The organism is Polyangium sp. 15x6 (assembly GCF_029960785.1).
In the GTDB taxonomy this organism is placed as follows: Bacteria; Myxococcota_A; Polyangia; order Polyangiales; family Polyangiaceae; genus Polyangium.
This window is the reverse complement of record NZ_JASBQE010000015.1, coordinates 16,387-38,321: the sequence shown is the minus strand read 5'-3', so window position 1 is coordinate 38,321 and position 21,935 is coordinate 16,387. Positions and strand designations below refer to the sequence as shown.

Sequence of the window (21,935 nt, the reverse complement as noted above, 5' to 3'; positions counted from 1 at the left end):
CTGTTGCCCCACGCACCGGCCGGGGCGGTAGCTGCGGCCTGTTCGACGAACTGCGCATCGCGCAGTTCATCGACCCCGAGTCCAGCGCTTGCGCAGGCCCCGGGTCCAGGGGTGGACAACCCCTGGTGGGGCCTGGGGCAACGCCCCAGCGAAGCGCCCCCAGATGAAACCAATGCTCAGCAGCTCCCGTTGACCGACGCGCGGTCGCTGCCAGAGTGCTCCCGATGTCCTCGGAAGCCTCCGCCCTCGCCGCCGAGGGCCTCGTCAAGCATTATGGCCCCACCATCGCCGTCGCCGGCCTCGATCTCGCCGTTCGTCCTGGCGAGGTCGTCGGCCTCCTTGGCCCGAACGGGGCGGGCAAGACGACCGCGCTGCGCATGCTTGCCGGCATCCTCCGGCCCACGCAGGGACGCGTCCGGATTGGCGGCATCGACATGGCCGAGCGCCCGCTCGAAGCCAAAGCCTTGATCGGGTTTCTCTCCGGCGACACCCAGCTCTACCAGCGGCTCTCTCCGCGCGAGACATTGCAGTATTTCGGCCGCCTGCACGGCCTCTCCGAGGCGCGCCTCGCCGCGCGGATCGACGACCTCGTGCGGGACCTCGAAATGGCCTCGTTCGCCGACCGGCCCTCGGCCACCCTCTCTGCCGGGCAAAAGCAGCGCGCCAACATCGCGCGCGCTTTCCTCCACGAGCCCTCCGTCCTCATCCTCGACGAGCCCACGAATGCGCTCGACGTCCTCTCCGGCCGCTTCATCGTCGAATCCATCCGCAAGGAGCGCGCGAAGGGCCGCGCCATTCTCTTCTCCACGCACATCATGAGCGAGGCTGAATATCTCTGCGATCGGATCTCCCTCATCCACGAGGGCCGCATCGTCGACGAGGGCGAGGTCCCGGCCCTCTGCGCGCGCGCCGGCGACGCGAAGAACCTCACGGATGCGTTCCTTTACCACGTCGAGCGTGGCGCCCCCCGCGCGGACGGCGCGGCTCCTGGAGGTGCGGCGTGAGGCTCTTCATCGTCCTCGTCATTTTGCGCAAGGAGCTCGTCGAGACGCTGCGGGATCGCCGCACGTTCGTGAGCCTCGTCCTCCTGCCGATGTTGCTCTATCCGCTCTTCGCGCTCCTCATGAGCCAGATGGCGGGCGCGGAGATGGATGCGCTCGAAGCGCGCCCGTCGAAGATCGCCGTCTGGGGCGAGCTCTCCCCCGACGTCTCCGCGACGCTCGCGGCAGGCGAAAACAAACTCGAAATCCAGCCCTGGCTCGGCGCCCCCGAGGCGCTCCGCCGGGACCTCGAAGCCGGATCCATTCCGCCGCCCGTGCCCGCGCCCCCGCGCCCGCCCGGGCCACCCCGCAAAGACCCCGGCGCTGGGCCGAGCACGGACACGAAAAAACACGATACGGGCCGGCCCGACGCCGCCGTCGCCCTCGCCGCCCGCGCGCTCGTCGGCGCTCGCGAGGCGCACGCCGTGCTCGTCCCCTGGCGGGGTTTTTCCGAGGACGTCCGCGCCGGCAAGGCCGCCCGCGTCACCATTTATTACGACTCCGTCTGGGGCGACTCCGATTTCGCGGCCGATCGCCTCGATTACGCGCTCGCCCGTGCCCGCGACGGCCTCCTCGTCTCGCGCGAGGGCGAAAAGGGTTTGCCCAAGGGTTTTACCTCCGGGCTCGAGGTCGTCTCGCGCAACGTCGCGCCCGACGAACGTCGGGTCGGCAAGGTCCTCGGCACGCTCATGCCGATGATGCTGATCCTCATGTCCCTCCTCGGCGGCTTCCTCCGCGCGGCCGACATGACCGCCGGCGAAAAGGAGCGCGGCACCATGCAGACCCTGCTCTGCGCGCCGCTCTTGCCCCTCGAGATCATCACCGGCAAATTCCTCGCCGTCTTCGTCGTCTCCCTCGTCACGGCCCTCGTCAACGTCGCGAGCCTCGGCTTCACGCTCCGCCGCATCCTCCCCGGCGAAATGGACGTGCCCTTCTCGGCCCACGCGCTCACCTTCGCGCTCCTCATCCCGGTCACGCTCCTCTTTTCGGCCCTCTTCCTGGCCGTCGCGGCCTTCGCCCGCGATTTCAAGGACGCGCAGAACCTGCTCACGCCCGTCTATCTGCCCGTCATGCTCCTCTCGATGCTCACGTCCTTGCCCGGGATGGAGCTCTCCGTCGCCACGTCCTTCGTGCCGCTCCTCAATGTCGCCCTCCTCATCAAGGCGATTTACCTCGGCGACGTCGCGCCCGATCTCGTCTTCTTCACGCTCGGCTCGTCCACCTTGTTCGCCGCGCTCGCGCTCCTCTTCGCCGCGCGTGTCTTCGAGCGCGAGGACGTCCTGCTCGGCGGCCGCGGCTCCTTCCGCGCCGTCTTCACGTTCGAGCGGCAAAAAGGCGGGACCCCGAGCCTCGGGTATTCCCTCGGCGCCTTCGCCGTCATCTTCGTCGTGATGTTCTATGCGAGCGTCCTCCTCGAGAAGACCACGAACAGGACCGTGCAGCTCGCCAGCACCCAGCTCGGCCTGATCTTCCTGCCCGCCCTCGCCGCGATTGCCGTGTCCGGCGCCTCGATGCGCGAGACGCTCGGCCTGCGCTTGCCGCGCCCGCGCGCCCTCGTCGGCGCCGTCCTCGCCGGCCTCTCCGGGGGCGTCGCCGTCAGCGCGATCGCGCTCCGCCTCGTGCCCGTCCCCCGCGAGTTCTCGGACAAGCTCAGCGACGCGCTCCTGCTCGACGGCCAGCCCCTCGGGGTGCTGATCCTCGTCGTCGCCGTCCTGCCCGCGCTCTGCGAGGAGACGCTCTTCCGCGGGTTCCTTTTCTCGGGCCTCTCGCGCGCCGGGATCGCCGTCGCGCTCATCGCCTCGTCCTTGCTCTTCAGCCTCGCGCACGGCTCGATTTACCGAATGATCCCCACGTTCTCGCTCGGCCTCTTGCTCGGGTATGCCCGCCACACGACGCGGTCGCTCTTGCCCGGCATCCTCGTGCACGGGATCAACAATGCCCTCGTCATGACGATACTCGTCGTGCAGCCTGCGTGGCTGGAGAGGCTCTTCGGGGAGGGGCTGTCCGTCGGGCTCGGGGCCGCCGCGGCGCTCGTGCTCGCGCTCGGCATCTACCTCCTACGCGAGCCACGCGAGGCCAAAGCGCGCGCCTGAACCGCGGGCTTCACGCCGCCTTCGGCTGCGGGTCCGGCGCGTCTTTTTCGTTTCCGCGGGCCACGAGGCTCCCGAAGGCGGCGGCCGTGAAGAACATGATCAGGCTGTAGATGGCCGGCGGAATGGCCATCGTCGAATTGTTGAGCAGCGTCGGCGCCGAGGCGATGGCGATCGCCAAGGTCCCGTTGTGAATGCCGATCTCCATCCCGATCGCGGTCGCCTGCCGCTTCGGCAGCCGCACGAGCAGGGGCACCAGATACCCGATCCCCATGCTGACGAGGTTGAACACGAGCGCGGCAAGGCCCACCTGTCGGAACGACGTCAAGAGGTTCGCCCGCTCCTTGAGCACGGCCGCGGCGATGATGAGCACGAGGAACACGGCCGAGGTGATCTTCACCGGCTTCTGCAGCCGATCCGAGGCGGCCGGCCGCTTCGCCCGGATGAGCATCCCGATCCCCACGGGCACGAGCACCACGGCGAAGACCTGGATCACCTTGTCGAACTGGAGCGGAATGCTCTTTTCGGTCCCGAGGAACGCCGTGAGCGACATGTTCACGATGAACGGCAAGGTGAACAAGCTGAGGATGGAGTTCGTGGCGGTCAGCGTGATGTTCAGCGCGACGTCGCCTTTCGCGAGGTGGCTGAAGAGGTTCGCCGTCGCGCCGCCCGGCGAGGCGGCGAGCAACATGAGCCCCACGGCGAGCTCGGGCGGGAGCCCGAAGCCCTTCGCGATGCCGTAACAGGCGAGCGGGAGGAGCACCGTCTGGCAGAAGAGCCCCACGAAGACGGCCCGCGGATACACCACGACGCGGCGGAAATCCTCGAGCCCGAGGCCGAGGCCGAGCCCGAGCATGATGACGCCGAGCGCGAGCGGCATGAACACGGCCGTGAAGACATTCGATTGCATGGTGAATGGAGAGGGTGTCACGAACACCACCATCGACTCAACCAGGGAGTGCAGCGTGAACGCGCTGGCTTGCGTTTCGGCCCCGGTTGTAGAAATACTCGGAAGGGGAACCATGGGATCTGAACGAACGGCGGAGGGCGCGGCGGTCGACGTCGCCGCGCTCGAGGCGGAGATCGCAGCGCTGCAGCGCGAAAACGCCTCGCTGAAGGCGCAGGTGATCGCGCTCGAGGGCGCGCTCATGGACGTGCGGGCCCAGGCGCCGCCCCGGATGGCGACGATGCGCGCCGCGGTGGTCGAGCGCGTGGACAACGAGCGGAGGCGCCTCCTCCACGCGATCATCGACCATTCGCCGGGCGTCATTTTCGTGAAGGATGCGGAAGGTCGGTACATCCTCTTGAACCGCGACGCCGAGCGCCTGTACGGCAAGAGCCGAAAGGAGCTGCTCGGCCGGACCGACAGCGAATTCTTCCCGCCCGAGGTCGCTCACGCGATGCGGGAGAAGGACGAGGAGGCGGTGCGTCGGGGCGAGCCCATTCAGTTCGAGGAGTCCGTCGTATTCGGGGGCAAGACGCACCATTACGTGACGATCAAGTTCCCCATCCTGAACAGCTATGGCGCGCTCATGGGCGTCTGCGGCATCGCCACGGACGTCACCGAGCAAAAGGAGCAGGCGCTCCGCCTCCTGTACCTGCGCGAGCAGGTGATCGCCGCGCAGGACGAGACGCTGCGCGAGCTCTCCACGCCCCTCATCCCGATCGCCGACGGCGTCGTGGCCATGCCGATCGTCGGCAGCGTCGACGAGGTGCGCGCCGAGCGGATCATGAGCACGCTCCTCGACGGCGTCGGCCACCACGGCGCACACACCGTGATCCTCGACGTCACGGGCGTGCGCACCGTGGACACGAACGTCGCGACCGCGATCGTCTCGGCGACCCGCGCCGCGCGGCTCCTCGGCGCGCGCGTGGTCGTCACGGGCGTGCGGCCCGATTTCGCGCGGACGCTCCTCGAGATCGGCACCGATTTCGAGGGAATCGTCATGCGGAGCAATCTGCAGAGCGGCATTGCGTTCGCGCTCCGCCGCTAGCACACGCGTCCGCTCGCAGCGGCTCACCCGACACGTCCTTGCGGCGGCCGGCGGCTTGGTTTCTCGCCGCTCCCTCGTGGAGCCCCCTCGGCGGGCAGGAACCACACAGGGCGCTCGTGGCATCTTTCTTGGTTGCCTCCCGCCCGCGCCGCGGCAATCAAGTGAAAGTCGAGACCCAACGTGCGGACTGGCTGCTCTTCCTGGTCATGCTCGTGCCAATCGGTCTGAGCACGTGGATTGGCTTGTCCCAGATCGACGCGATTCACCGCCGCCAGGCCGCGGCGACCGTACAGACGGTGCTCGCAGCGACCCGCGAGGGCCTGGTGACCTGGGAGCGGCACATGGAGGCGACGGCGAAGAGCTGGGCGGGCGAGGCCGGCGTGCGGCGCGCGGTCCTGGCGCAGTCGAAGCGCCGGAGCGGCGGAGGGGCGCTCCACGAGGGCCCGTACCTCGGCGAGCTGCGGCGCTTGTTGCGGGACGTCGTCCAGCAGAAGCAGTACATGGGCTTCGACATCATCGCCCCGGATGGCATTGAAATCGCCTCCGATCACGGCGACGCCGTCGCGACGAACACGCTGAGCCGCCTGGATCCGGAGACCCTCACCGCGGCGCTTCGTGGCTCGACCGTGACCGGAGCGCCCTTTCTCATGCGCGACCCAAACCTGGAGGTCGACGTCCCGACGATGCTGGTCGCGACGCCCGTGCGCGACGAGGACGGGGCGATCGTGGCGGCGCTCGTCTTCCGTATCGATCCCACCGGAGAATTCTCGCGCATCACGCAGTCGGGCCGGGTCGGCGAGACGGGCGAGACGTATGCATTCGATCGTCACGCGCGCCTCGCGACGGAGAGCCGGTTCGAGCCGCTCCTGCGCGACATCGGGTTGCTCGCGGCCGGCCAGCACTCGAGCCACGAGATCGAGCTGCGTGATCCGGGCGGCAACATGCTCCGCGGCTTTCGCTCCGACGTACCCCGCTCGGGGCAGCCCTTGACGAGAATGGCCATGAGCGCCGTCACCGGGAAATCCGGGATCGACGTCGACGGCTATCGTGATTATCGAGGCGTGGAGGTGATCGGGGCCTGGGTATGGGATCCGGAGCTCCAGCTCGGGATCGCGACCGAGCTCGACAAGGCGGAGGCTTACGGTGCCCTCACCGCGACGCGCAAGGTCGTCCTGCGCACGTTCATCGTCGGACTCGGCATCACGCTCGTGCTGACCCTCATTTTGCAGCAGCGCGCGAAGGCCCTCGGCCGCAGCTTGGCTCGGGAGCGGGAGCTCCGGACCGAGCTCGAGGAGCGCATCGACCGTCTCCAGCGCGTGGAGGGCGAGCTCGAGAGCGCGGTTCACGCGCGCGAAGAGTTCTTGCGATTCGCGTCGCACGAGCTCCGCACGCCGCTGACGAGCCTGCGGCTCCTTTACGAATACATGCTTCGACCCCGCCCCGAGGACGCGACGCCCGCGATGAGCCAGGCGGACGTCAGCCGATTCTTGAAGGTCTCGACGCGCGAGCTTCGCCGGATGACGCAGGTCATCAACAACATGTTCGTCCTGTCGAGCGTCGCCGCGGGCAACGCGGTGCTGAACCTCGAGCGTGTGGAGATCGAGGAGCTCGTACGGAACGTCGCGCGGAAGATGCAGGCAGAGCTCACGGCCGAGGGGTGCACCGCAGAAATCCAGAGCGAGGGCCCCGTGTACGGTCACTGGGATCGGGTGCACCTCGAGCAGGTCTTCGTGAACCTCCTGTCGAACGCGGCGCGATTCGGCAGCAAACAGCCGATCACGATATCGATCGGCCAGGAGCCGGGCTTCGCGGTCGTCTCGGTGCGAGATCGCGGCGTCGGCATCACGCCGGAGGAGCAGGAGAGGATCTTCGAGCCGTTCCAGCGGAGGCAGGACGCACACGCCGGGCTCGGCGCGGGCCTCTTCGTTTGCCGCGCGATCGTCGAAGCGCACAAGGGCACGATCTCCGTCTCGAGCGAGAAGGGAAAGGGCGCGACCTTTTGCGTAAAACTCCCGCTGCCGCCAGGGAGCGACCAGGTCTAGACCTGAAGTACGGGTCTCTCATCTGGAGCCGCCGCGCCGGGGCGCCGCCCCGGGCCCCGCGGGGGCTGTCCGCCCCTCGACCCGGACCAGGCACGGCCTGGACCGAGGGTGGAAGAACTGCGCTCCGCGCAGTTCTTCCAACGGGCCCGTTGGACCGCCTCGCCCGTCGAAAGGGCAGCGCGGCTGTCTTGGTTGGCAGGGTGGTGGGTGGTCTTGACTCGGCCTGTTCGATGAACTGCGCATCGCGCAGTTCATCGACCCCGGGTCCAGCCCCTGGCTGGTCCGGGTCGAGGGGCGGATAGCCCCTGGTGGGGCCTGGGGCAACGCCCCAGCGCAGCGGCTTCAGGCCTGGACTAGAACTGGACGGGCAATCGCTTCTTCGCGTGCAGCAGCAGGAGCATCGAGCTCGGCTCGAGGGTCTCGCGCGGGACGGAAAGCTTCATCCGTGGCAGGCGCCGGAGGAGCGTGTCCACGGCGATGACCGCTTCGAGCCGCGCGAGGGGCGCGCCGAGGCAGAAATGGATCCCGTAGCCGAATGCGATGTGCTTGTTCGGCTTTCGCCCCACGTCGAAGCGGTCCGGGTCCGGAAAGCGTGATTCGTCGTGATTGGCCGAGAGCAGCGATGCCAGCACGAGCTCGTTTTTTCGGATCGTCACCCCGCCGATCTCCACGTCCTCCAGCGCGAAGCGGTACGTCGTCGTCTCCACTGGCCCGCAATATCGCAGCATCTCCTCCACGGCCGATTCGAGGAGCGACGGGGCGGCGACGAGGCGCTCGCGCTCCTCGGGGTGATCCATCAGCGCGAGCATGCCGTTCGTGATCAGATTGACCGTGGTCTCGTGGCCCGCGACGAGCAGGAGGAAGAGCATTCCCACGAGCTCTTGGGTGCTCAAACGATCGCCGCCTTCCTCGGCCGCCACGAGCCCGCTCACGAGATCGTCCTTCGGCTCGGCCCTGCGGCGCTCGATGAGCGCCATGAAATACTGGAAGAACTCGAATCCGGTGGCGCGCAGGTGCGCGAGCTGCTCCTCGGTGTCCGCGGGCGTGAAGAGCGTCGTGGTCCAGCGCCGGAAATCGTCCTGGTCCGCGGCTGGAACGCCGAGCATCTCGGCGATGACCGTGACGGGCAGCGGATACGAGAACTGCGAGACGAGGTCCATCCCGCTCGAATCGCGCGCGAGGGCGGCCGAGACGAGGTTCTCCGCAATCGTGGAGATCCGGCTGTGGAGACCCTCGACGATCTGCGGCGTGAAGGCCTTGGCCACGAGGGAGCGAAGCCGCGTGTGGTCCGGCGGATCGGCCGCCAGCATGTGCTTGCCGAGCACGTCGAATTCGCCCGCTACGCGCAGGCGCGAACGCTCCTCGGGGGGCCATTGGGTGAAATCCTTGCCGAAGCGTGGATCCCGCAGCATGTCGGAGCAATCGGCGTACCGCGTGAGCAGCCAGAAGGGCACTTTCCGATAGGGCTCGATGACCTTCGAGATGGGCTCTTCGGCCCGGAGGCGTTTGTAGATGGGGTGAGGATCCTTGCGGCCCTCCAGCGTGAACAAGGGGTGCATGGGGGATGCATGGTGGGGCGCGTGAAAGGGCCAGGCAAGGGCGCGTCGTGTGCTCACGAGCGTACCGGATGGCTTGAAAAAGGTGTTCCCATGGTCATGAACCCCGCCCTTTACGCCCCGGGCGCGATTCCGTAGTCTCGGCGCATGAGCCGCCTCGAGACGAATGGGTACTACGCGCTCGGGGTCCCTTTTTACCTCGCCATCATCGCCCTGGAGATCGCGCTCTCGCGCCGCAAAGGGCAGCGCGTCTACGGGTTCGCCGACACGCTCGGGAGCTTCTCGGCGGGGCTCGGCGAGATCGTCCTCGGCCTCTTCCTCGGCCCGCTGCTCCTCGGCCTCTACGATTTCGCCTACGACGAACTCGCCCTCGTGCGCTGGCCCGAGGGCTCGATCGTCCCCTGGATCCTCGCGTTCGCGCTCGGCGACCTCGGGTATTACTGGTACCACCGCGCCGGCCATTCCGTGGCCGCGCTCTGGGCCATCCACGGCGTCCACCACCAGTCCGAGCATTTCAACGTCTCGGTCGCCACACGCCACCCCTGGTTCTCCGACACGTACGCCTTCCTCTTCTACGCGCCCATCCCCATGCTCGGCGTCCCGCCGCTGCATTTCTTCGTGGCGATCTCCATCATCTCCTTTTACGCGCTCACCGTCCATTCGCGCGTCTTCCACCGCCCGGGGCTCTGGTTTCTGGTCACGCCGGCGACGCACATCGTGCATCATTCGAGAAACCGGCGGTATTTGAACAAGAACTTCGGCGCGATGTTCACGGTGTGGGACCGGATGTTCGGCACGCACGTGGAGGTCGATCCGGCCGATCCGCCGGTCCTCGGCACGCCGTTCGGCTACCAGACGCACGACGGCGCGCGGGCGCAATGGGTGTTTTTCCGCGACCTCATCGCCGTCGCCCGGCAAGCGAAGACGTTCGGCGACAAGGTCCGGACCTTCGTACGCCACCCTGGCTGGACCCCCGAGGGCATCGTCTTCCCGCGCCACCCGCCTGCGCGGCCCGACGCGGCGATTTCTACGCGTACAAAGGTTTATGCCGCGCTCGCGTTCGCCGCGACGCTCGCGTTCGCGCTGCACCTGCTCTGGCTACGCGATCGGCATCCGTTCTGGCAGCTCGCGGCCGGGGCGCTCGTCGTCCTCTGGGGCCTGTCCACGATGGGCGGGGTCCTCGACGGACGCGACGGCGCGGTCAAGCGGGAGGGCGTGCGGGTCGCCGCGACGGCCGCGCTCGGCCTCGCGATCGCGTTCAGCTCGTCCGCATCCTAGTGCCGAGATCGAAGAGGCTGCGCGTCGACCCGCCATTGCCGAGCGCCTGGTTGATCCCGCGGCAAGCGGTCCAGCATTGCTGGCACGTCGCGATCTCGGCTTGCTTCTCCGCGAGCCGCCGATGAAGCTCCCCGAGGCTCGCCTCCCGCACGTTGCCCACGCTCTCGTCGATCCGCTCGATGCAGGGCGAGACGTTGCCCACGTGATCGATGTTGAACCCCGTCTTGCCCGCGCTGCACGTGGGCATTTCGCCCTGCGAGAGGAACGCGTCCATGCGCGCGAAATAATCGCGGAAATACCGCAGGTGCGGGTACTTCTCCCAGAGCGCGAGCACGTGCGCGGACACGCCCACGGGCGGCAGCTTGTCGGGGCCCTCCTTGCCGCGGCGATAACCCGCGATGCTGAGGAGCGTGAGCTGATGGCCGACCCCGCGCGCCTCGCTCTGCTGGAGCAGCGCCTCGAGATCGCGCCAGTTGTCCTCCATCAGCACCGTCATCACGTGCACCTGTTTGCCCCCGCGCGGCGCCGTGTCGCGGAGGAGCTCGACCGCCTTCCAGGCGCGATCCGTGGTCCCCGCGAGCCTGCGTTTTCCGTCGTGCCGGCTCGCCTCGGGGTAATCGATGCTCACGTTGCCGTGCACGAGCCCCGCATCCCAGAGCGCGTTGGCCTTCTCCTCGGTCACGAACCAGCCGTTCGTGAACAGCGCGGTGATGTGCTTCTCCGATAGGATCCGCACGATCTCCACGATGTCGGGCCGCGCGAGCGGCTCGCCGCCCTCGACCGAGATCACGAACGTGCCGAGCTCGGCGAGTTCGTCCGCGACGCGGCGGTATTCGGCGAGCGAGAGCTCCTGCTTGGGCGGCGCGGGGTTCGGCCAGAAATCGCAGAAGCTGCATTCCATGTTGCAGCGGTTCGTGACCTGGATCAGGCACGAGAACGGGCGCTTGCGGAGGAGCGTCGCGGCGAACGCGGCCTCTTTTTTCCACGTGGCGAAGCTCATCCGAACCTCCAGCCGCCGGCGAACTGCTGGCCGAGCCGCGCCGTCGCGTCGCGCACGATCGGGGCCACCTCGCGGTATTCGTCGAGCAAGGCGCCGATCCGATCCACGACGCGATCGATCTCGGCGTCCGTCACCGTGAGCGGCGGTTCGAGCTTGAGCACGTTCCATTGCTGGCTCGCGGGCTGCGCCACGATGCCATGTTCGAGCAGCCGCACGCTGAGCCATTGCCCGAAAATGCGCCGCGAGACCGCCTCCACGAGGCCCGGCAAGGCCCGATGCAAGAGCCCGCCCTTCTCGGTCGGCCCGAGCTCGATCCCCACGAAGAGCCCGCGGCCCCGCACCTCGCGCACGAGCGGGTGTTTGCCGATGCGATCCCGGAGCGCGCCGAGCATCCGCTCGCCTTTCTCCCGGCTCGCTTGCACGAGCCCCTCCTCGTCGAGGATGTCGAGGATCGCCCCGGCCGTGCGGCAAGCGAAGGCATTGCCCGCGTACGTCGAGCCGTGCAGATCGAAGCGCTCCGCCGTGCCGAACGCGCGCTTGCACAGATCGGGCGTCGTGAGCGTCGCCGAGATCGGCACCATTCCGCCGCCGAGGGCCTTGCCGAGCACGAGGACGTCCGGGAAAAACCCTTCGGCCTCGCAAGCGAAGAGCGAGCCCGTGCGGCCCATGCCGGTCTGCACCTCGTCGAGGACGAGCAATGCGCCGCGCTTTTTGCAGAGCTCCTGCGCCGCGCGAAGATACCCTTTCGGCGGGACGAGCATGCCGCCCTCGGCCTGGATCGGCTCGACGAGGAACGCGGCGGCGCGGGTCTTTCCGAGGGCCTCGTCGAGCGCGTCGAGATCGCCGAACGGGACCTCCTGGCAGGCCGGCAAGAGCGGCTCGAAGAGCTCACGCATGCGCGGGATGCCCGACGTCGACAGCGTGCCGAGGTTCAACCCGTGATAGCCATTCTTGCAATAGAGGAGCGTCTTCTTCCCGGTCGCGGCGCGCGCGAGCTTCAGCGCGGCCTCGACGGCCTCGGCGCCGGTGCACGAGAAGAGGCACATCGTGAGCGGCCCGGCGCGGCGCGCGAGCGCGGACGCGAGCTCGGCGGCGTGCACCGGCGGGCCCACGTGCACCAGGTTCGGCACGTCGTCCGCGAGGAACGCGGCCATGTTCGCCCGGAGCTTCGGGTGGTTGTGCCCGAGGCTCTGCGCGCCGAACCCCGAGAGGAAATCGAGATATTCGCGCCCCTCGTGGTCCCAGAGCGTCGTCCCACTCGCGCGGACGAAGACGCGGCCGTACCCGAAGGCGCCGAGGAGTTTCACGAAGGCGGGATTGATGTGCTCCGCGTACTTCGCGACCGCTGGGTGGGAGGAGGGCGAGGGGGGCATCCGCGGGCGATTGTCGCCCCCGGACCGGCGGAGACGCAAGCGCCGATCAGGTCAGGAGGCCGCCCTTCGGCTTGAGCAGGGGCGGCAGATCCGTCTCGCCGAGCCGCTGCCGGAGGTTCACCTCGATCATGCGCGAGAGGCCCGAGAGCGGCAGATCGTTCGCGTCCGTGCCGAAGGGGTTTTCGATCTCGTCGCCGATCGCGTCGAGGCCGTAGAACGCATACGCCACGATCCCGACCACGACCGGCGTGAACACCCCGACCGTCTTCGCGATCCCGAACGGCAGCGCGAAGCAATAAATGGCCACGAGCTGGTGAATGAGCGAGGTGTACGAGAGCGGGATCGGCGTGCTCTTGATACGCTCGCAGCCGCCCTGGAGGTCCGTGAGGGTGGTGAGGCTCTGCTCCAGCACGGACAGGTGGTAGGGGTGGATCCAGCCGCGCTGCCAGGCGTCGCGCAGGCGGAAGGCGGCCGATTGGAGGATCGCCGTGGGTCGATTGAGCTCGCCCCGCAATCCGTCGATCTCGGTCGCCGCGAGGAACGGCTCGATCTCCTCCAGCCGATCCTGATCCCGGAGGTGCAGCCGAAGCGCGTGCGTGTAGCCGATGATCCGATAGACCATCTCCCGTCGAAACGCCGCGACGGCGTCGCTGTCGGGGGCGCCATCGGCCGGATCGTTCACGAGCGTGAGGATCTGGCGCGTGATCGTGCGGGTCGTGTTGACGAGGCCGCCCCAGAGCTTTCGGCCCTCCCAGAAGCGGTCGTAGCTCGTGTTGTTCCGGAAGCCGAGGAAGATGCTGAGCGCGAGGCCGATGAGCGTGAACGGGATCGTCGTGAGGTCCGGGTGGAAAAACCCGTACTTCAGATCGGTGACGGTCACCCCGACGGCGAGCAAGGTGGTGAGGGCCATGCGGCCACGGATCCGCGACAGCGCCGTCCCGCGGTACTTGAGGAGCAGGCGCAGCCAGGAATATCGTTTTTCCGTCACCATCATGGGGCACGATCCCGCGCGAGGCGGCGGGCCTTAGCACGATGCCGTTGGTGCACCAACGGCAATCAGGCGTGCCCGAGCGGACGAGCGGCCGCGAGGAGCGCGGCGTCGATGAGCCGCTTCTCGGAGGCGTGGAGGGCGCGGCGCAAAGCCGAGACGCGGCTCGGGAGCTCATCGAGGACGGGCGGGAGCTTGTCCGCGGGGCCGAGCTCGCGCAGAGACGCCTCCGCCGCGTCGAGCCGCGCCCGCGCCGCGGCGTGCGCCTCTTCCGCGGCCCCGAAGAGCGGCATCTGCCACGTCGAGCCGGCGGCCTTCTCCGCGCGGCCGAGCCAGACCTTGGCGGCGTCGAGGTGCTGCCCGGCGTCCCGGATCGCCGAGATGATCGCGTCGAGGTAATGGGTCATGGCGGCAGTACCACGGGGCAGTCTACACGGGAAGTGCGGGCCGCGCTTGCCCGCCGCGGGATCTGCCCGACTTGGCGGGACGCGCGTGGTGCTGATATCCCCTGGTCCATGACGGACGAACGCCGCTCCTTGCCGCTCGCGCGCCCGAGCCGGTATTCGCCCGAGATCTACGTCGGCATCGCGGAGGGCGAGAGCCAGGCGCTCGCGCCGCTCGTCGCGGAGGGCACGGAGCGCGCGATCGAGGCCGCGCGGATCGCGAGCGAGCGCGCGGAGGCGCTCACGGCGACCGCGCACGCGCACGAGCCGCCCGACGCGCCGATCGCGTGCCGTCGCGGCTGCTCGACGTGTTGTCAGGCCAAGGTGCTCGTCGTGGCGCCCGAGGTTCTCCGCATCGCCGCGCACCTCCGGGCCACGCGTTCGCCCGAGGAGCTCGCGGACTTGCTCGGCCGCGTGCAGGCGGCCGACGCCCGGACGCGCGGGCTCTCGCGCGCTGCGCGAGCCGCGGCGCACGTGTCCTGTCCGCTGCTCGACGCGGACGGCGGCTGCGGCGTGCATGCGGCGCGGCCGCTCGTGTGCCGGAGCTGGACGTCCTACGACGCAGGCGCTTGCGAGCGGTACTGGGAAGCGCCGGCCGGAAAGCAAACGCCGCCGCAATGGGCGATCGGCTACGAGCTCGCGCAGGCCGTGCTCGCGGGGCTCGGCAAGGCATGCTTCGACGCGGGCCGGGACGGCACGCCGCTCGAGCTCATCGCGGCGCTCCGGATCACGCTCGAAAGGCCCACCGCCGGCGAGCGCTGGCACAAGCGGCTGCCCGTGTTCTCGGCGGCGAAGGACGCCGAATGGATCGAGACGAACGTGCGCCCGGGTTCCTCAGGAAAAACCGTTCCGTAGGGCCGCGGATGCCTCGCGGATGATGCGCGAGGTCTCCTCGCGGCAAGGGGGCGCGACGCCTCCCATGAGCACGAAGCCGTGGATCATCGACTCGTGGCAGACGTGTCGCGCGGGGACGCCCGCGGCCGTGAGGCGCTCGACGTACGCGGCGCCCTCGTCCCGCAGGGGATCGAATCCCGCCGTGAACACGAGCGCCGACGGCGCGCCCTCGACGCTCGGCGCGAGGAGCGGCGAGCCGTCGGGGTGGCGGCGGACCGCCGGATCGAGGCCGAAATAATGCTCGTAATACCAGTCGATCATCCCCTTCGTGAGCATCCAGCCGTTCGCATACACCGCGTGCGAGCGGTGCGCGCAGGTCGCGTCGAGCCCGGGGTAGAGGAGCACCTGCAGCGCGGGCTTGTGGGCTTCGCCGCGCGTCTTCAGCGAGACGACCGCGGAGAGGTTGCCGCCCGCGCTGTCGCCCATGACCGCGATCCGCGCCGGATCGACGCCGAAATCGGCCGCGCGCGCGGCGATGTCGCGGAAGGCGGCGACCGCGTCGTCGACGGCCGCGGGGAAGCGGTGCTCGGGCGCGAGGCGGTAGTCGACGGCGATGACCCGCACGCGGCCCTCGACGGCGAGCTGCCGGCAAAACGTGTCGTGCGTGTCGAGGTCGCCCGTGACGAACCCGCCGCCGTGGTAGAAGACCACGCACGGCGAAGGCGCGGCGAGGCCCTCCGGCACATATTTCCGGGCCGGGATCGGACCGGCATCGCCGCGCAGGCGCATGTCGGATACGGAGACGCCCTCGAGGCGCGGGATCTCCACCATGCACACGGACTCGGCCATGCGCGCGCGCGCCACGTGCGGCGCGAAGCTGCGGAGGTCGCTCGATTTCAGGACGTCGTCGAGCGCGAGCATCAGCGCGAGGTCCGGATCGACGGTGCAGCCCTCGACCGGCCGCGCGCGGAAGCCGAGGAGGCGCGCGGAGAGCCCTTTCGAGCTGCGAATGGCGTCCGCGAGGGTACGGGCGACCTTGACGCGGGCACGGGCCAGCGGAGAGAGGAGCATCGCGGCCGATGGTAGCGGCGGCCGCGGCGGCTGTCATCCGGGGCAACGCGTGGACGCCCTCTCGGGCCCGCGATACGCTCCGCTCGGGATCGGACGAACGTCATGCGAGACGGCCGCGCTGCGCTTCGAGGTTCTCTGTTCGCGGCGCTCGCGCTCGCGGCCGCGTGCAGCAAGCGCGCGCCTGCGCCGGAAGAGCGTCCCGCGGCCGCGACGACGGCGTCCGCGACGGCCCCGGCCTCACATTCTTTTCCCGGGCCCTGGGCCGACCTCACCCCCGACCGCGCATTCGTCCGGGCGCGCGCCGAGGGCAAGCTCGTCTTTCTGTACTGGGGCGCGGCCTGGTGCCCGCCGTGCAACGATCTGAAATCGGAGGTCTTCTCGAAGCCCCGTTTCGCCGAGATGATGCGTGATTTCGTGCCCGTCCACCTCGACGGCGACACGGAAGACGCGCAACGCGTGGGCGAGGCGCTCTCCGTGTCGAGTTATCCGACGATCCTGGTGCTGAGCCCCGAGCGCGAGGAGCTCCTGCGCTTGAACGGGAGCGTCGACATCGACGAGCTCGATCGCGCGCTCGGGGCGGTGCGCGGCAAGGCGCAGAGCTTCCGGGCGGCGGCCGCGCGCCTCGACGAGGGCAAGCCGAGCGCGGAGGATTGCAGCACGCTCGCCCACGCGGCGTGGGAGCTCTTGCCCGAGGAGACGTGGAGCCAGACGCGGATCCTCGCGGCCCTGCGCAAGGCGATCGAGGTTTGTCCTTCCACCATGAACCGCGAGCGCGCCCTGCTCGCGGGCACGCTCCTCGGGCTCGCCTCGTCGGATCGGCGGGATCCGACGCTCGCGGACGAGACTCGCGCCGCCGCCGCGAGCGCCCCTTCGTACCTCGATCTCATTTTCTCGAACGCCGAGACCACGTGGGCCGCGCGCTCGCTCGTCAATCACCGGGCCGAAGCCCTCGCGGCCTGGCTCGCCGCGGATCGCAAGGACGCGGCCTATCTCACGTGGAAAACGAAATGGCTCGCGGCCGCGGCTTCGCTCCGGTCACGCGAGGGCGCGTCCGTCGACGTCCGGCTCGCGGCCGTGGGGCCCTCGATCGATTTTTTCCGGCACGAAAACCCCGAGGGCCCCGTGCCCGAGCCGCTCCGGGCCGACGTCCTCGCCGCCGTGGCGCGCGCCGATCGCGAAGCGAAGACCCCCGAGGAGCGGTATTCGGTCGTCTCGACGGCGTCGTACCTCCTCAGGCGCGTGGGCGCGCACGACGAAGCTCGAAACATGCTGAAGGCGGAGGCCGAGCGCTCGGACACGCCGCATTACTGGTACTCGATGATCTCGGCGATCGAGAAGGAGCTCGGGCGCATCGAGGAGGCGCGGATCTACTCGCAGAGAGCCCGCGAGGGCGCTGGCGGGCGCGCGACGCGGCTGCAGTGGATCACGAACGACATCCTCTTCCACGCGGCGCTCGAAGGCCCGCCGCCGCGCGCCTATCTCCTCGCCCAGGCCGAGGCGTTCTACGAGCTCGCGTTCGCACTCCCGGACGGGTTCCAGGGGAGAAACCGGACGCGCGCCGAGCAAGTAAAATCCGCGCTCGCGGCGCTGAAGGACGACCCCGAATTTGCGAAGCTCGTGTCGCGTCTCCGCGATCGTTGCTCGTCGCTCCCCGCGAACGGCGCCGAGCGCTGCCGGGATTGCCTGCCGCGCTGACGCCTTCGCCGGAAAAACCTACTGGATGACGATCTGAAGGCCGTACGGGCTCGGGTTCCCGGCGAGGGAGCCGCCGCGCGTGCGCACGAAATACGTGCCCGCCGCGAGGTTCTTCGCGAGCGCGGATCCGCAGTTGCCCACGATGTCGTCCCCCGTGGCGAGCACGGTCGTGCCGTCGGGCGCGAGGATATCGACGATCGTGTCGAGTGTTTTCGCGGCGCAGGCATTCGTGCCTTGATCGGTCGTGGTCGCCGTCAGGCTCGCCGCCGGCGCGCCCAGGACCACGGACACCACGTCGACGTCCCCGAGCGGCGTGAGCACCCCGTTCCACGGCTCCGAAAAGGCGTCGGCCGTCGCGGCGGTGCCGTTGGGCTCGGTCTCCGTGATCTCGATCGAGCAGGTCGGGCTGCACCCGTCACCCGGCGACGTATTGCCGTCGTCGCAGGCCTCGGCGGGCGTCTTCTGCCCGTCGCCGCAGACGTCGACGACCTGGTCGATGCGCAATCGATACACGAACGTGGGGCTCGACGCGGAGGCCGAGGCCACGACACGCGCGAAATAAGATCCGGGCGCGAGGCTCGGCAGGACGGCGCGCGAGCAAGCTCCCTCCCCGGCGTCGTCGTCGCTCGCGAGGACCGTCGTCCCGTCCGCCCCGCGCACTTCGAGGATCGTGTCGATCGCGCCCGTGGCGCACCCTCCGTCGCCGACGTCGAGGATACGCGCGATCACGCTCCTATTCGCGGCCGCGACCGTGAAGGAGACGAAATCGACGTCCCCTTCGGCGTCCATTTTCGCCGGGAAGGGGTCCTTGTAAGGGTTCGCCTGGCCGGGCGTGTCGTTCGGCTCGATTTCACCGAGCTCCACGGTGCATTCCGGCGAGCAACCGTCGCCGGCGTCGCTGTTCCCGTCGTCGCATTCTTCGCCGGGATCGAGCGCGTCATCGCCGCAAATGGGCGCGGGTTTGCCACCCTCGCCGCCTTGACCTCCGGCGCCGCCCTGCCCGCCGGCGCCGCCGGCGCCGCCGCCCGCTCCGCCTTGCCCACCCGCGCCCCCCGGTCCCGCGCCGGACGAACTGCTCGAAGCCGTATTGCCGCGCGGCGGGAGGCCTGCGCCCTCGCCGCACGCGGCGAGGGCCGTCACGAAGAGACCAAGCACGAGGATCGATCGTTTCATTCGGAGTCCGGGCAGGAGTAGCTGAGGTCCCAGCTCTTCACGATGGCCGCCGCGCTCTTGTTCGACGCGGGATTCAAGGTGATCGAGAGCTCGAGGTGGCTCCGCTGCGCGTCGGCCTGGCCCAGTTTGTCGTAGAGGGAGATCGGGCACGGCGCCGGACCGCCCATCGGACAAACCTGCGTGTTGGGCGAGGCCTTCGCGGTCGCGAGGGTCTTGTACGTCGCGGCGGCGAGGGCCGCCTCCGCGTTCGCCGTGCGCGCCTTCCAGACGACGTTCGTATCGGCGGCCGTGAGCGTGTCGTACGCGAGGAAGCCCCATTGGACCTTGGTTCCCTGCGGACACTCTGCCTCGTATTTGTACGTGTACGTCGCGGGATCGTATCCGCCGGGGCAGCCGAGATCGACGGAGAGCTTGGCGCCCGCGTCGTTCAGGACCGTCTGGCAGGTCGAGGGGCAAAGCTTGAGCTGGGCCGGGTTCGCCGGGTCGTCGTAATACCAGCCCGCCCCGCAGGCCCCCGCGGAGGCCACGTTGCCGAGGACCACCGGCGCGCCCGACGTCGGCGTGAAGGTGACCTTCGCGGCGCTCGGATCGTAAACGCCGCCGTTCGGGACCACGAAATCGCAGGAGAGCGTATCGCCCTTGATCTGGATCAGCGCCGAGAGCAGCTCGTTCTCGACGTTCCCGCCGGGCGCGACGAAGAAGCCTTTTTTCGTGCCGCCCTTCGATGCGATCTGGTTCATGAACGCCTGGTTCGCGCCCTGGATGCCGATCGCGTACGTCTTGATGCCCTTGGTCGAGAACGCATTGCCCGCGAGGTCGGAGATGTCCGACTCGTTCTCGTTGCAGCCGACCGGATCGCCGTCGGTCGCGAAGACCACGATGGCGTCCTCGTTCGGGTTCGCATTCTTGTAATTGATGGCCCATTGCGTCGCGCCCGAGAGCGCGGGGTACATGGGCGTGTTGCCGTTCGGCGATTTCCCGTTCACGGCGTCGACGAGCTTCTTCTCCTGGGCGTCGGCCGGCGCCGATTGCAGCGTCAGGATGCCGACGTCGACGAGCGGCGACCGGCAGGCCGTGGCGCTGCAGCTCGTGTCGTTGCAGCCCGAGACCGGCGCGTTGTCGGGCCAGAACCGGAGCGCGACGCCGAGGCCGGCCGAGCCGGGATCCTGGAAGAATTTCTTCAGCGCCTTCACGGTCGCCGACCAGCGCGTCTCGCCGCCGCCGATGTCCGTGGTCATCGAGCCCGAGCGGTCGAGGGCGACGAACATGTTCACGCGCTTGACCGTCGCGGTCGTCGTGTTCGAGCAGCTCGGCGAGCCGCAGGCGACGTTCGGCGCGAACGACGCCCAGTTGTCGAGGCACAGGCATTCGTCGAGCTGCGTGTAGCCGCCGTAGCTCGGCGGGTTCACCATGATCTCGCGCTTCGAGGCGCCGAGGCCGCAGCTCGCGGCCGGGACGTTGATGCATTTCCCAGGCGGAATGGGGCTCGGCGTCGTGCAGCTCTGGACGCCGGCGAGCGCCTGGTTCGGGTTGCATTTGCCGAACTGGCCGGAGCCCGCGGCGTAATGGATGAGCTTCACGCCCGCGGGGACCGCGGTGTTTCCGTGGTTGCACACCGGCACCGACCCGCTGCAGGGCACGCCGATCGACAGGTCGTAGCCGGCGCACTCCGGATCGGTCTGTCCAGGCAACCAAGGCACGCAGTCGCCTTTGACCGGGCAGCCCTGGCCGCACAGCGTCTTCACGCGGTCGACGCAGAGGTTCGTCCAGGCGACGTTGCAGCAATCGGGCAGCTCCTGGCAGATCGTGGCGACGCACGAATCGCACGCCGGATCGAGCTTTTCGCCCGAGTCGCATTTGTTGTGGGAGCAAGGCGGATCCTGGTAGCACTTCGCGCCGCAGACGGTGTCGACCATGCCCACGCAGGCCGAGTCCCACGCGAACGGCCCGCACGATTTGCCGCACACGCTGCCGACCTTGTCCACGCAGTCCGCGGTCCAGCTCGCCGGATCGCAGGATTTGCCGCACAAGGCGGGGACCTTGTCGACGCATCGCTGCGCCCAGCCCGCGGTGCACGAGTTTCCGCAGACGGTCGTGACCTTGTCCACGCAGGACGACGTCCATTTCGGCGAAGGGCACTTGTCGTTCTGCTGGCAGACCGACGCGACGAGGTTCACGCAGGTCGAGTTCCAGGTATTGTTGCAGCAGCTCGGCTGCGCGGCGCACACCGCGGCGACGCACGGATCGCAGGCCGCGTTGAGCTTCGAGCCCGTGATGCAGTAATCGTGCGTGCAAGCGACCGTGCCCGGCGTGAAGTCGCAACACTTCGGCTCGGCGGCGCAGATGTCGGCCACGCACGAATGGCACCCCGGGACGAGCGCGGCGCCCGTCGAGCAATACCCGTGCGAGCACGTGCCGGTCGTGCCCAGGTTGCAGCATTTCGGATCGTCGGCGCAGACGGTCGCCGCGCAAGGATCACAATTGGTCGTGAGCGAGCCGCCCGTCTTGCAATAATCGTGGCTGCAAGTGCCCCAGGTCGGCAGACCGCAGCACTTCGGATCGACGTCGCAGATCGCGCTGACGCACGGGTCGCAGCCGTCCGTGAGCTTCGCGCCGACCTCGCAGTAATCGTGGCCGCACGTCCCGCCGTACGACGTCTCGCAGCACGTCGGGTCGATGGCGCAGATGTCGTCCACGCAGGGATCGCAGCCGTACCCGAGCGGCGCGCCGACGGCGCACTTGTTGTGGTTGCACGTGCCGAACACCGGCGCCGAGCAGTATTGATTGAACTGGCAATCGACGCCCTCGTCGCAAGGCTGGCCCACGCCCTGCGCGACGAGGTCCGGCGGATAATTGCCGAGATCACCCGTCTGCCACGTGAAAATGGGCGTCTGCGCGAACGGCTTGAGCCCCCCGGGCGGATCCTCGTCGAAGACCTGGCACGAGGGATCACAGGGGTTGTTCGCGCAATCGGCGAGGACGCTGCTGCCCGGAGGCGCGGGTTTTTCACTGGGCGCGCCGCCCGGGGCGAGGGAAGCCTTGTCCTCCTGGCACGGCCCCCACTTGCCATTCTTGCAGACGTGGACGCCCTTGAAGCACGATTTCACGCCGTTGTGCTCGCCGAGCTCCACGGTGCACGTCTTCTTCTGGCCCTCCTGGCAAAGCGCCGGCGCGCCGCCCGATCCGCCTTCGCCCCCAAAACCGCCTTCTCCCGCGCCCCCCACGCCATTGTCGCCGCCCATCGACGGGTCCGAGCCGCGCGGAGGAAGATCGTCGGCTCCCTGGCTGCAGGCCAGGAGCACGAATAAGAAAGGCACCACGAACAGGGGGAGCAACCCCCGGGACAACGGGGTTCTCG

The 21,935-nt window shown here is 68.9% G+C and carries 16 protein-coding genes; 7 read left to right on the top strand and 9 right to left on the bottom strand.

Annotated elements, in window-relative coordinates:
- Positions 1-224: 224 nt before the first annotated feature.
- Both QHF83_RS13480 and QHF83_RS13475 read left to right on the top strand, forming a co-directional pair.
- A complete protein-coding gene (locus QHF83_RS13480) occupies positions 225-1,004 on the top strand; it encodes an ABC transporter ATP-binding protein (protein WP_282418216.1) in 780 nt (259 codons plus the stop codon).
- The gene (locus QHF83_RS13475) at positions 1,001-3,133 is read left to right on the top strand and encodes an ABC transporter permease subunit/CPBP intramembrane protease (RefSeq protein ID WP_282418215.1); all 2,133 of its coding nucleotides are present in this window, start codon (positions 1,001-1,003) and stop codon (positions 3,131-3,133) included. Before QHF83_RS13480 ends, QHF83_RS13475 begins: the two co-directional genes overlap by 4 nt.
- A gap of 10 nt (positions 3,134-3,143) precedes the next feature.
- On the opposite strand, the gene QHF83_RS13470 is transcribed toward QHF83_RS13475, so the two are convergent.
- Positions 3,144-4,040 carry a bile acid:sodium symporter family protein gene (locus QHF83_RS13470; RefSeq protein WP_282418214.1) on the bottom strand — a complete coding sequence of 299 codons (897 nt, stop codon included), beginning with the start codon at positions 4,038-4,040 and terminating at the stop codon, positions 3,144-3,146.
- Positions 4,041-4,152: 112 nt separating this feature from the next.
- Between QHF83_RS13470 and QHF83_RS13465 the strand changes: the two genes are divergently transcribed.
- Together QHF83_RS13465 and QHF83_RS13460 are read left to right on the top strand one after the other, a co-directional pair.
- Positions 4,153-5,124, top strand: a complete 972-nt coding sequence (locus QHF83_RS13465) for a PAS domain-containing protein (protein WP_282418213.1) — start codon at positions 4,153-4,155, stop codon at positions 5,122-5,124.
- 161 nt (positions 5,125-5,285) lie between these two features.
- A complete protein-coding gene (locus QHF83_RS13460; RefSeq protein WP_282418212.1) occupies positions 5,286-7,166 on the top strand; it encodes a sensor histidine kinase in 1,881 nt (626 codons plus the stop codon).
- A 353-nt stretch (positions 7,167-7,519) separates the two neighbouring features.
- Here the strand turns inward: QHF83_RS13460 and QHF83_RS13455 are convergent, their stop codons facing one another.
- Positions 7,520-8,725, bottom strand: coding sequence for a cytochrome P450 (locus tag QHF83_RS13455; RefSeq protein WP_282418211.1), 1,206 nt, complete (start codon positions 8,723-8,725; stop codon positions 7,520-7,522).
- Between the two features lie 144 nt (positions 8,726-8,869).
- Between QHF83_RS13455 and QHF83_RS13450 the strand changes: the two genes are divergently transcribed.
- Positions 8,870-10,000, top strand: a complete 1,131-nt coding sequence (locus QHF83_RS13450) for a sterol desaturase family protein (protein WP_282418210.1) — start codon at positions 8,870-8,872, stop codon at positions 9,998-10,000.
- On the opposite strand, the gene QHF83_RS13445 is transcribed toward QHF83_RS13450, so the two are convergent.
- The 4 genes from QHF83_RS13445 to QHF83_RS13430 all read right to left on the bottom strand — a co-directional run bounded on the left by QHF83_RS13445 (position 9,981) and on the right by QHF83_RS13430 (position 13,768).
- A complete protein-coding gene (locus QHF83_RS13445; RefSeq protein WP_282418209.1) occupies positions 9,981-11,000 on the bottom strand; it encodes a radical SAM protein in 1,020 nt (339 codons plus the stop codon). The two genes, QHF83_RS13450 and QHF83_RS13445, sit on opposite strands and share 20 nt — an antisense overlap.
- Positions 10,997-12,373 carry an aspartate aminotransferase family protein gene (locus QHF83_RS13440; protein ID WP_282418208.1) on the bottom strand — a complete coding sequence of 459 codons (1,377 nt, stop codon included), beginning with the start codon at positions 12,371-12,373 and terminating at the stop codon, positions 10,997-10,999. The genes QHF83_RS13445 and QHF83_RS13440 overlap by 4 nt, the downstream gene beginning before the upstream one ends.
- 46 nt (positions 12,374-12,419) lie before the next feature.
- Positions 12,420-13,367 carry a bestrophin family ion channel gene (locus tag QHF83_RS13435; RefSeq protein ID WP_282418207.1) on the bottom strand — a complete coding sequence of 316 codons (948 nt, stop codon included), beginning with the start codon at positions 13,365-13,367 and terminating at the stop codon, positions 12,420-12,422.
- Positions 13,368-13,429: 62 nt separating this feature from the next.
- Positions 13,430-13,768 (bottom strand): hypothetical protein, encoded by a 339-nt coding sequence (locus tag QHF83_RS13430; RefSeq protein WP_282418206.1) that lies wholly within the window; start codon positions 13,766-13,768, stop codon positions 13,430-13,432.
- 108 nt (positions 13,769-13,876) lie between these two features.
- On the opposite strand from QHF83_RS13430, the gene QHF83_RS13425 reads away from it, so the two are divergent.
- Positions 13,877-14,659 (top strand): YkgJ family cysteine cluster protein, encoded by a 783-nt coding sequence (locus tag QHF83_RS13425; protein ID WP_282418205.1) that lies wholly within the window; start codon positions 13,877-13,879, stop codon positions 14,657-14,659.
- On the opposite strand, the gene QHF83_RS13420 is transcribed toward QHF83_RS13425, so the two are convergent.
- Positions 14,639-15,709: an alpha/beta hydrolase gene (locus tag QHF83_RS13420; RefSeq protein WP_282418204.1), complete on the bottom strand. Its 1,071-nt coding sequence runs from the start codon at positions 15,707-15,709 to the stop codon at positions 14,639-14,641. The genes QHF83_RS13425 and QHF83_RS13420 overlap by 21 nt on opposite strands.
- Positions 15,710-15,811: 102 nt before the next feature.
- Here QHF83_RS13420 and QHF83_RS13415 point away from each other — a divergent pair, with 102 nt between their 5' ends.
- A complete protein-coding gene (locus QHF83_RS13415) occupies positions 15,812-17,404 on the top strand; it encodes a thioredoxin family protein (protein ID WP_282418203.1) in 1,593 nt (530 codons plus the stop codon).
- 18 nt (positions 17,405-17,422) lie between these two features.
- On the opposite strand, the gene QHF83_RS13410 is transcribed toward QHF83_RS13415, so the two are convergent.
- Both QHF83_RS13410 and QHF83_RS13405 read right to left on the bottom strand, forming a co-directional pair.
- A complete protein-coding gene (locus tag QHF83_RS13410; protein WP_282418202.1) occupies positions 17,423-18,577 on the bottom strand; it encodes a DVUA0089 family protein in 1,155 nt (384 codons plus the stop codon).
- Entirely contained in the window at positions 18,574-21,894 is a 3,321-nt protein-coding gene (locus tag QHF83_RS13405) for a vWA domain-containing protein (protein WP_282418201.1), read from the bottom strand. The genes QHF83_RS13410 and QHF83_RS13405 overlap by 4 nt, the downstream gene beginning before the upstream one ends.
- Positions 21,895-21,935 lie beyond the last annotated feature (41 nt).

Coding starts and splice junctions, on each gene's coding strand:
- QHF83_RS13480 (WP_282418216.1), top strand. CDS start 225: ATGTCCTCGGAAGCCTCCGCCCTCGCCGCCGAGGGCCTCGTCAAGCAT.
- QHF83_RS13470 (WP_282418214.1), bottom strand. CDS start 4,040: ATGCAATCGAATGTCTTCACGGCCGTGTTCATGCCGCTCGCGCTCGGC.
- QHF83_RS13465 (WP_282418213.1), top strand. CDS start 4,153: ATGGGATCTGAACGAACGGCGGAGGGCGCGGCGGTCGACGTCGCCGCG.
- QHF83_RS13455 (WP_282418211.1), bottom strand. CDS start 8,725: ATGCACCCCTTGTTCACGCTGGAGGGCCGCAAGGATCCTCACCCCATC.
- QHF83_RS13450 (WP_282418210.1), top strand. CDS start 8,870: ATGAGCCGCCTCGAGACGAATGGGTACTACGCGCTCGGGGTCCCTTTT.
- QHF83_RS13445 (WP_282418209.1), bottom strand. CDS start 11,000: ATGAGCTTCGCCACGTGGAAAAAAGAGGCCGCGTTCGCCGCGACGCTC.
- QHF83_RS13440 (WP_282418208.1), bottom strand. CDS start 12,373: ATGCCCCCCTCGCCCTCCTCCCACCCAGCGGTCGCGAAGTACGCGGAG.
- QHF83_RS13435 (WP_282418207.1), bottom strand. CDS start 13,367: ATGATGGTGACGGAAAAACGATATTCCTGGCTGCGCCTGCTCCTCAAG.
- QHF83_RS13430 (WP_282418206.1), bottom strand. CDS start 13,768: ATGACCCATTACCTCGACGCGATCATCTCGGCGATCCGGGACGCCGGG.
- QHF83_RS13425 (WP_282418205.1), top strand. CDS start 13,877: ATGACGGACGAACGCCGCTCCTTGCCGCTCGCGCGCCCGAGCCGGTAT.
- QHF83_RS13420 (WP_282418204.1), bottom strand. CDS start 15,709: ATGCTCCTCTCTCCGCTGGCCCGTGCCCGCGTCAAGGTCGCCCGTACC.
- QHF83_RS13415 (WP_282418203.1), top strand. CDS start 15,812: ATGCGAGACGGCCGCGCTGCGCTTCGAGGTTCTCTGTTCGCGGCGCTC.
- QHF83_RS13410 (WP_282418202.1), bottom strand. CDS start 18,577: ATGAAACGATCGATCCTCGTGCTTGGTCTCTTCGTGACGGCCCTCGCC.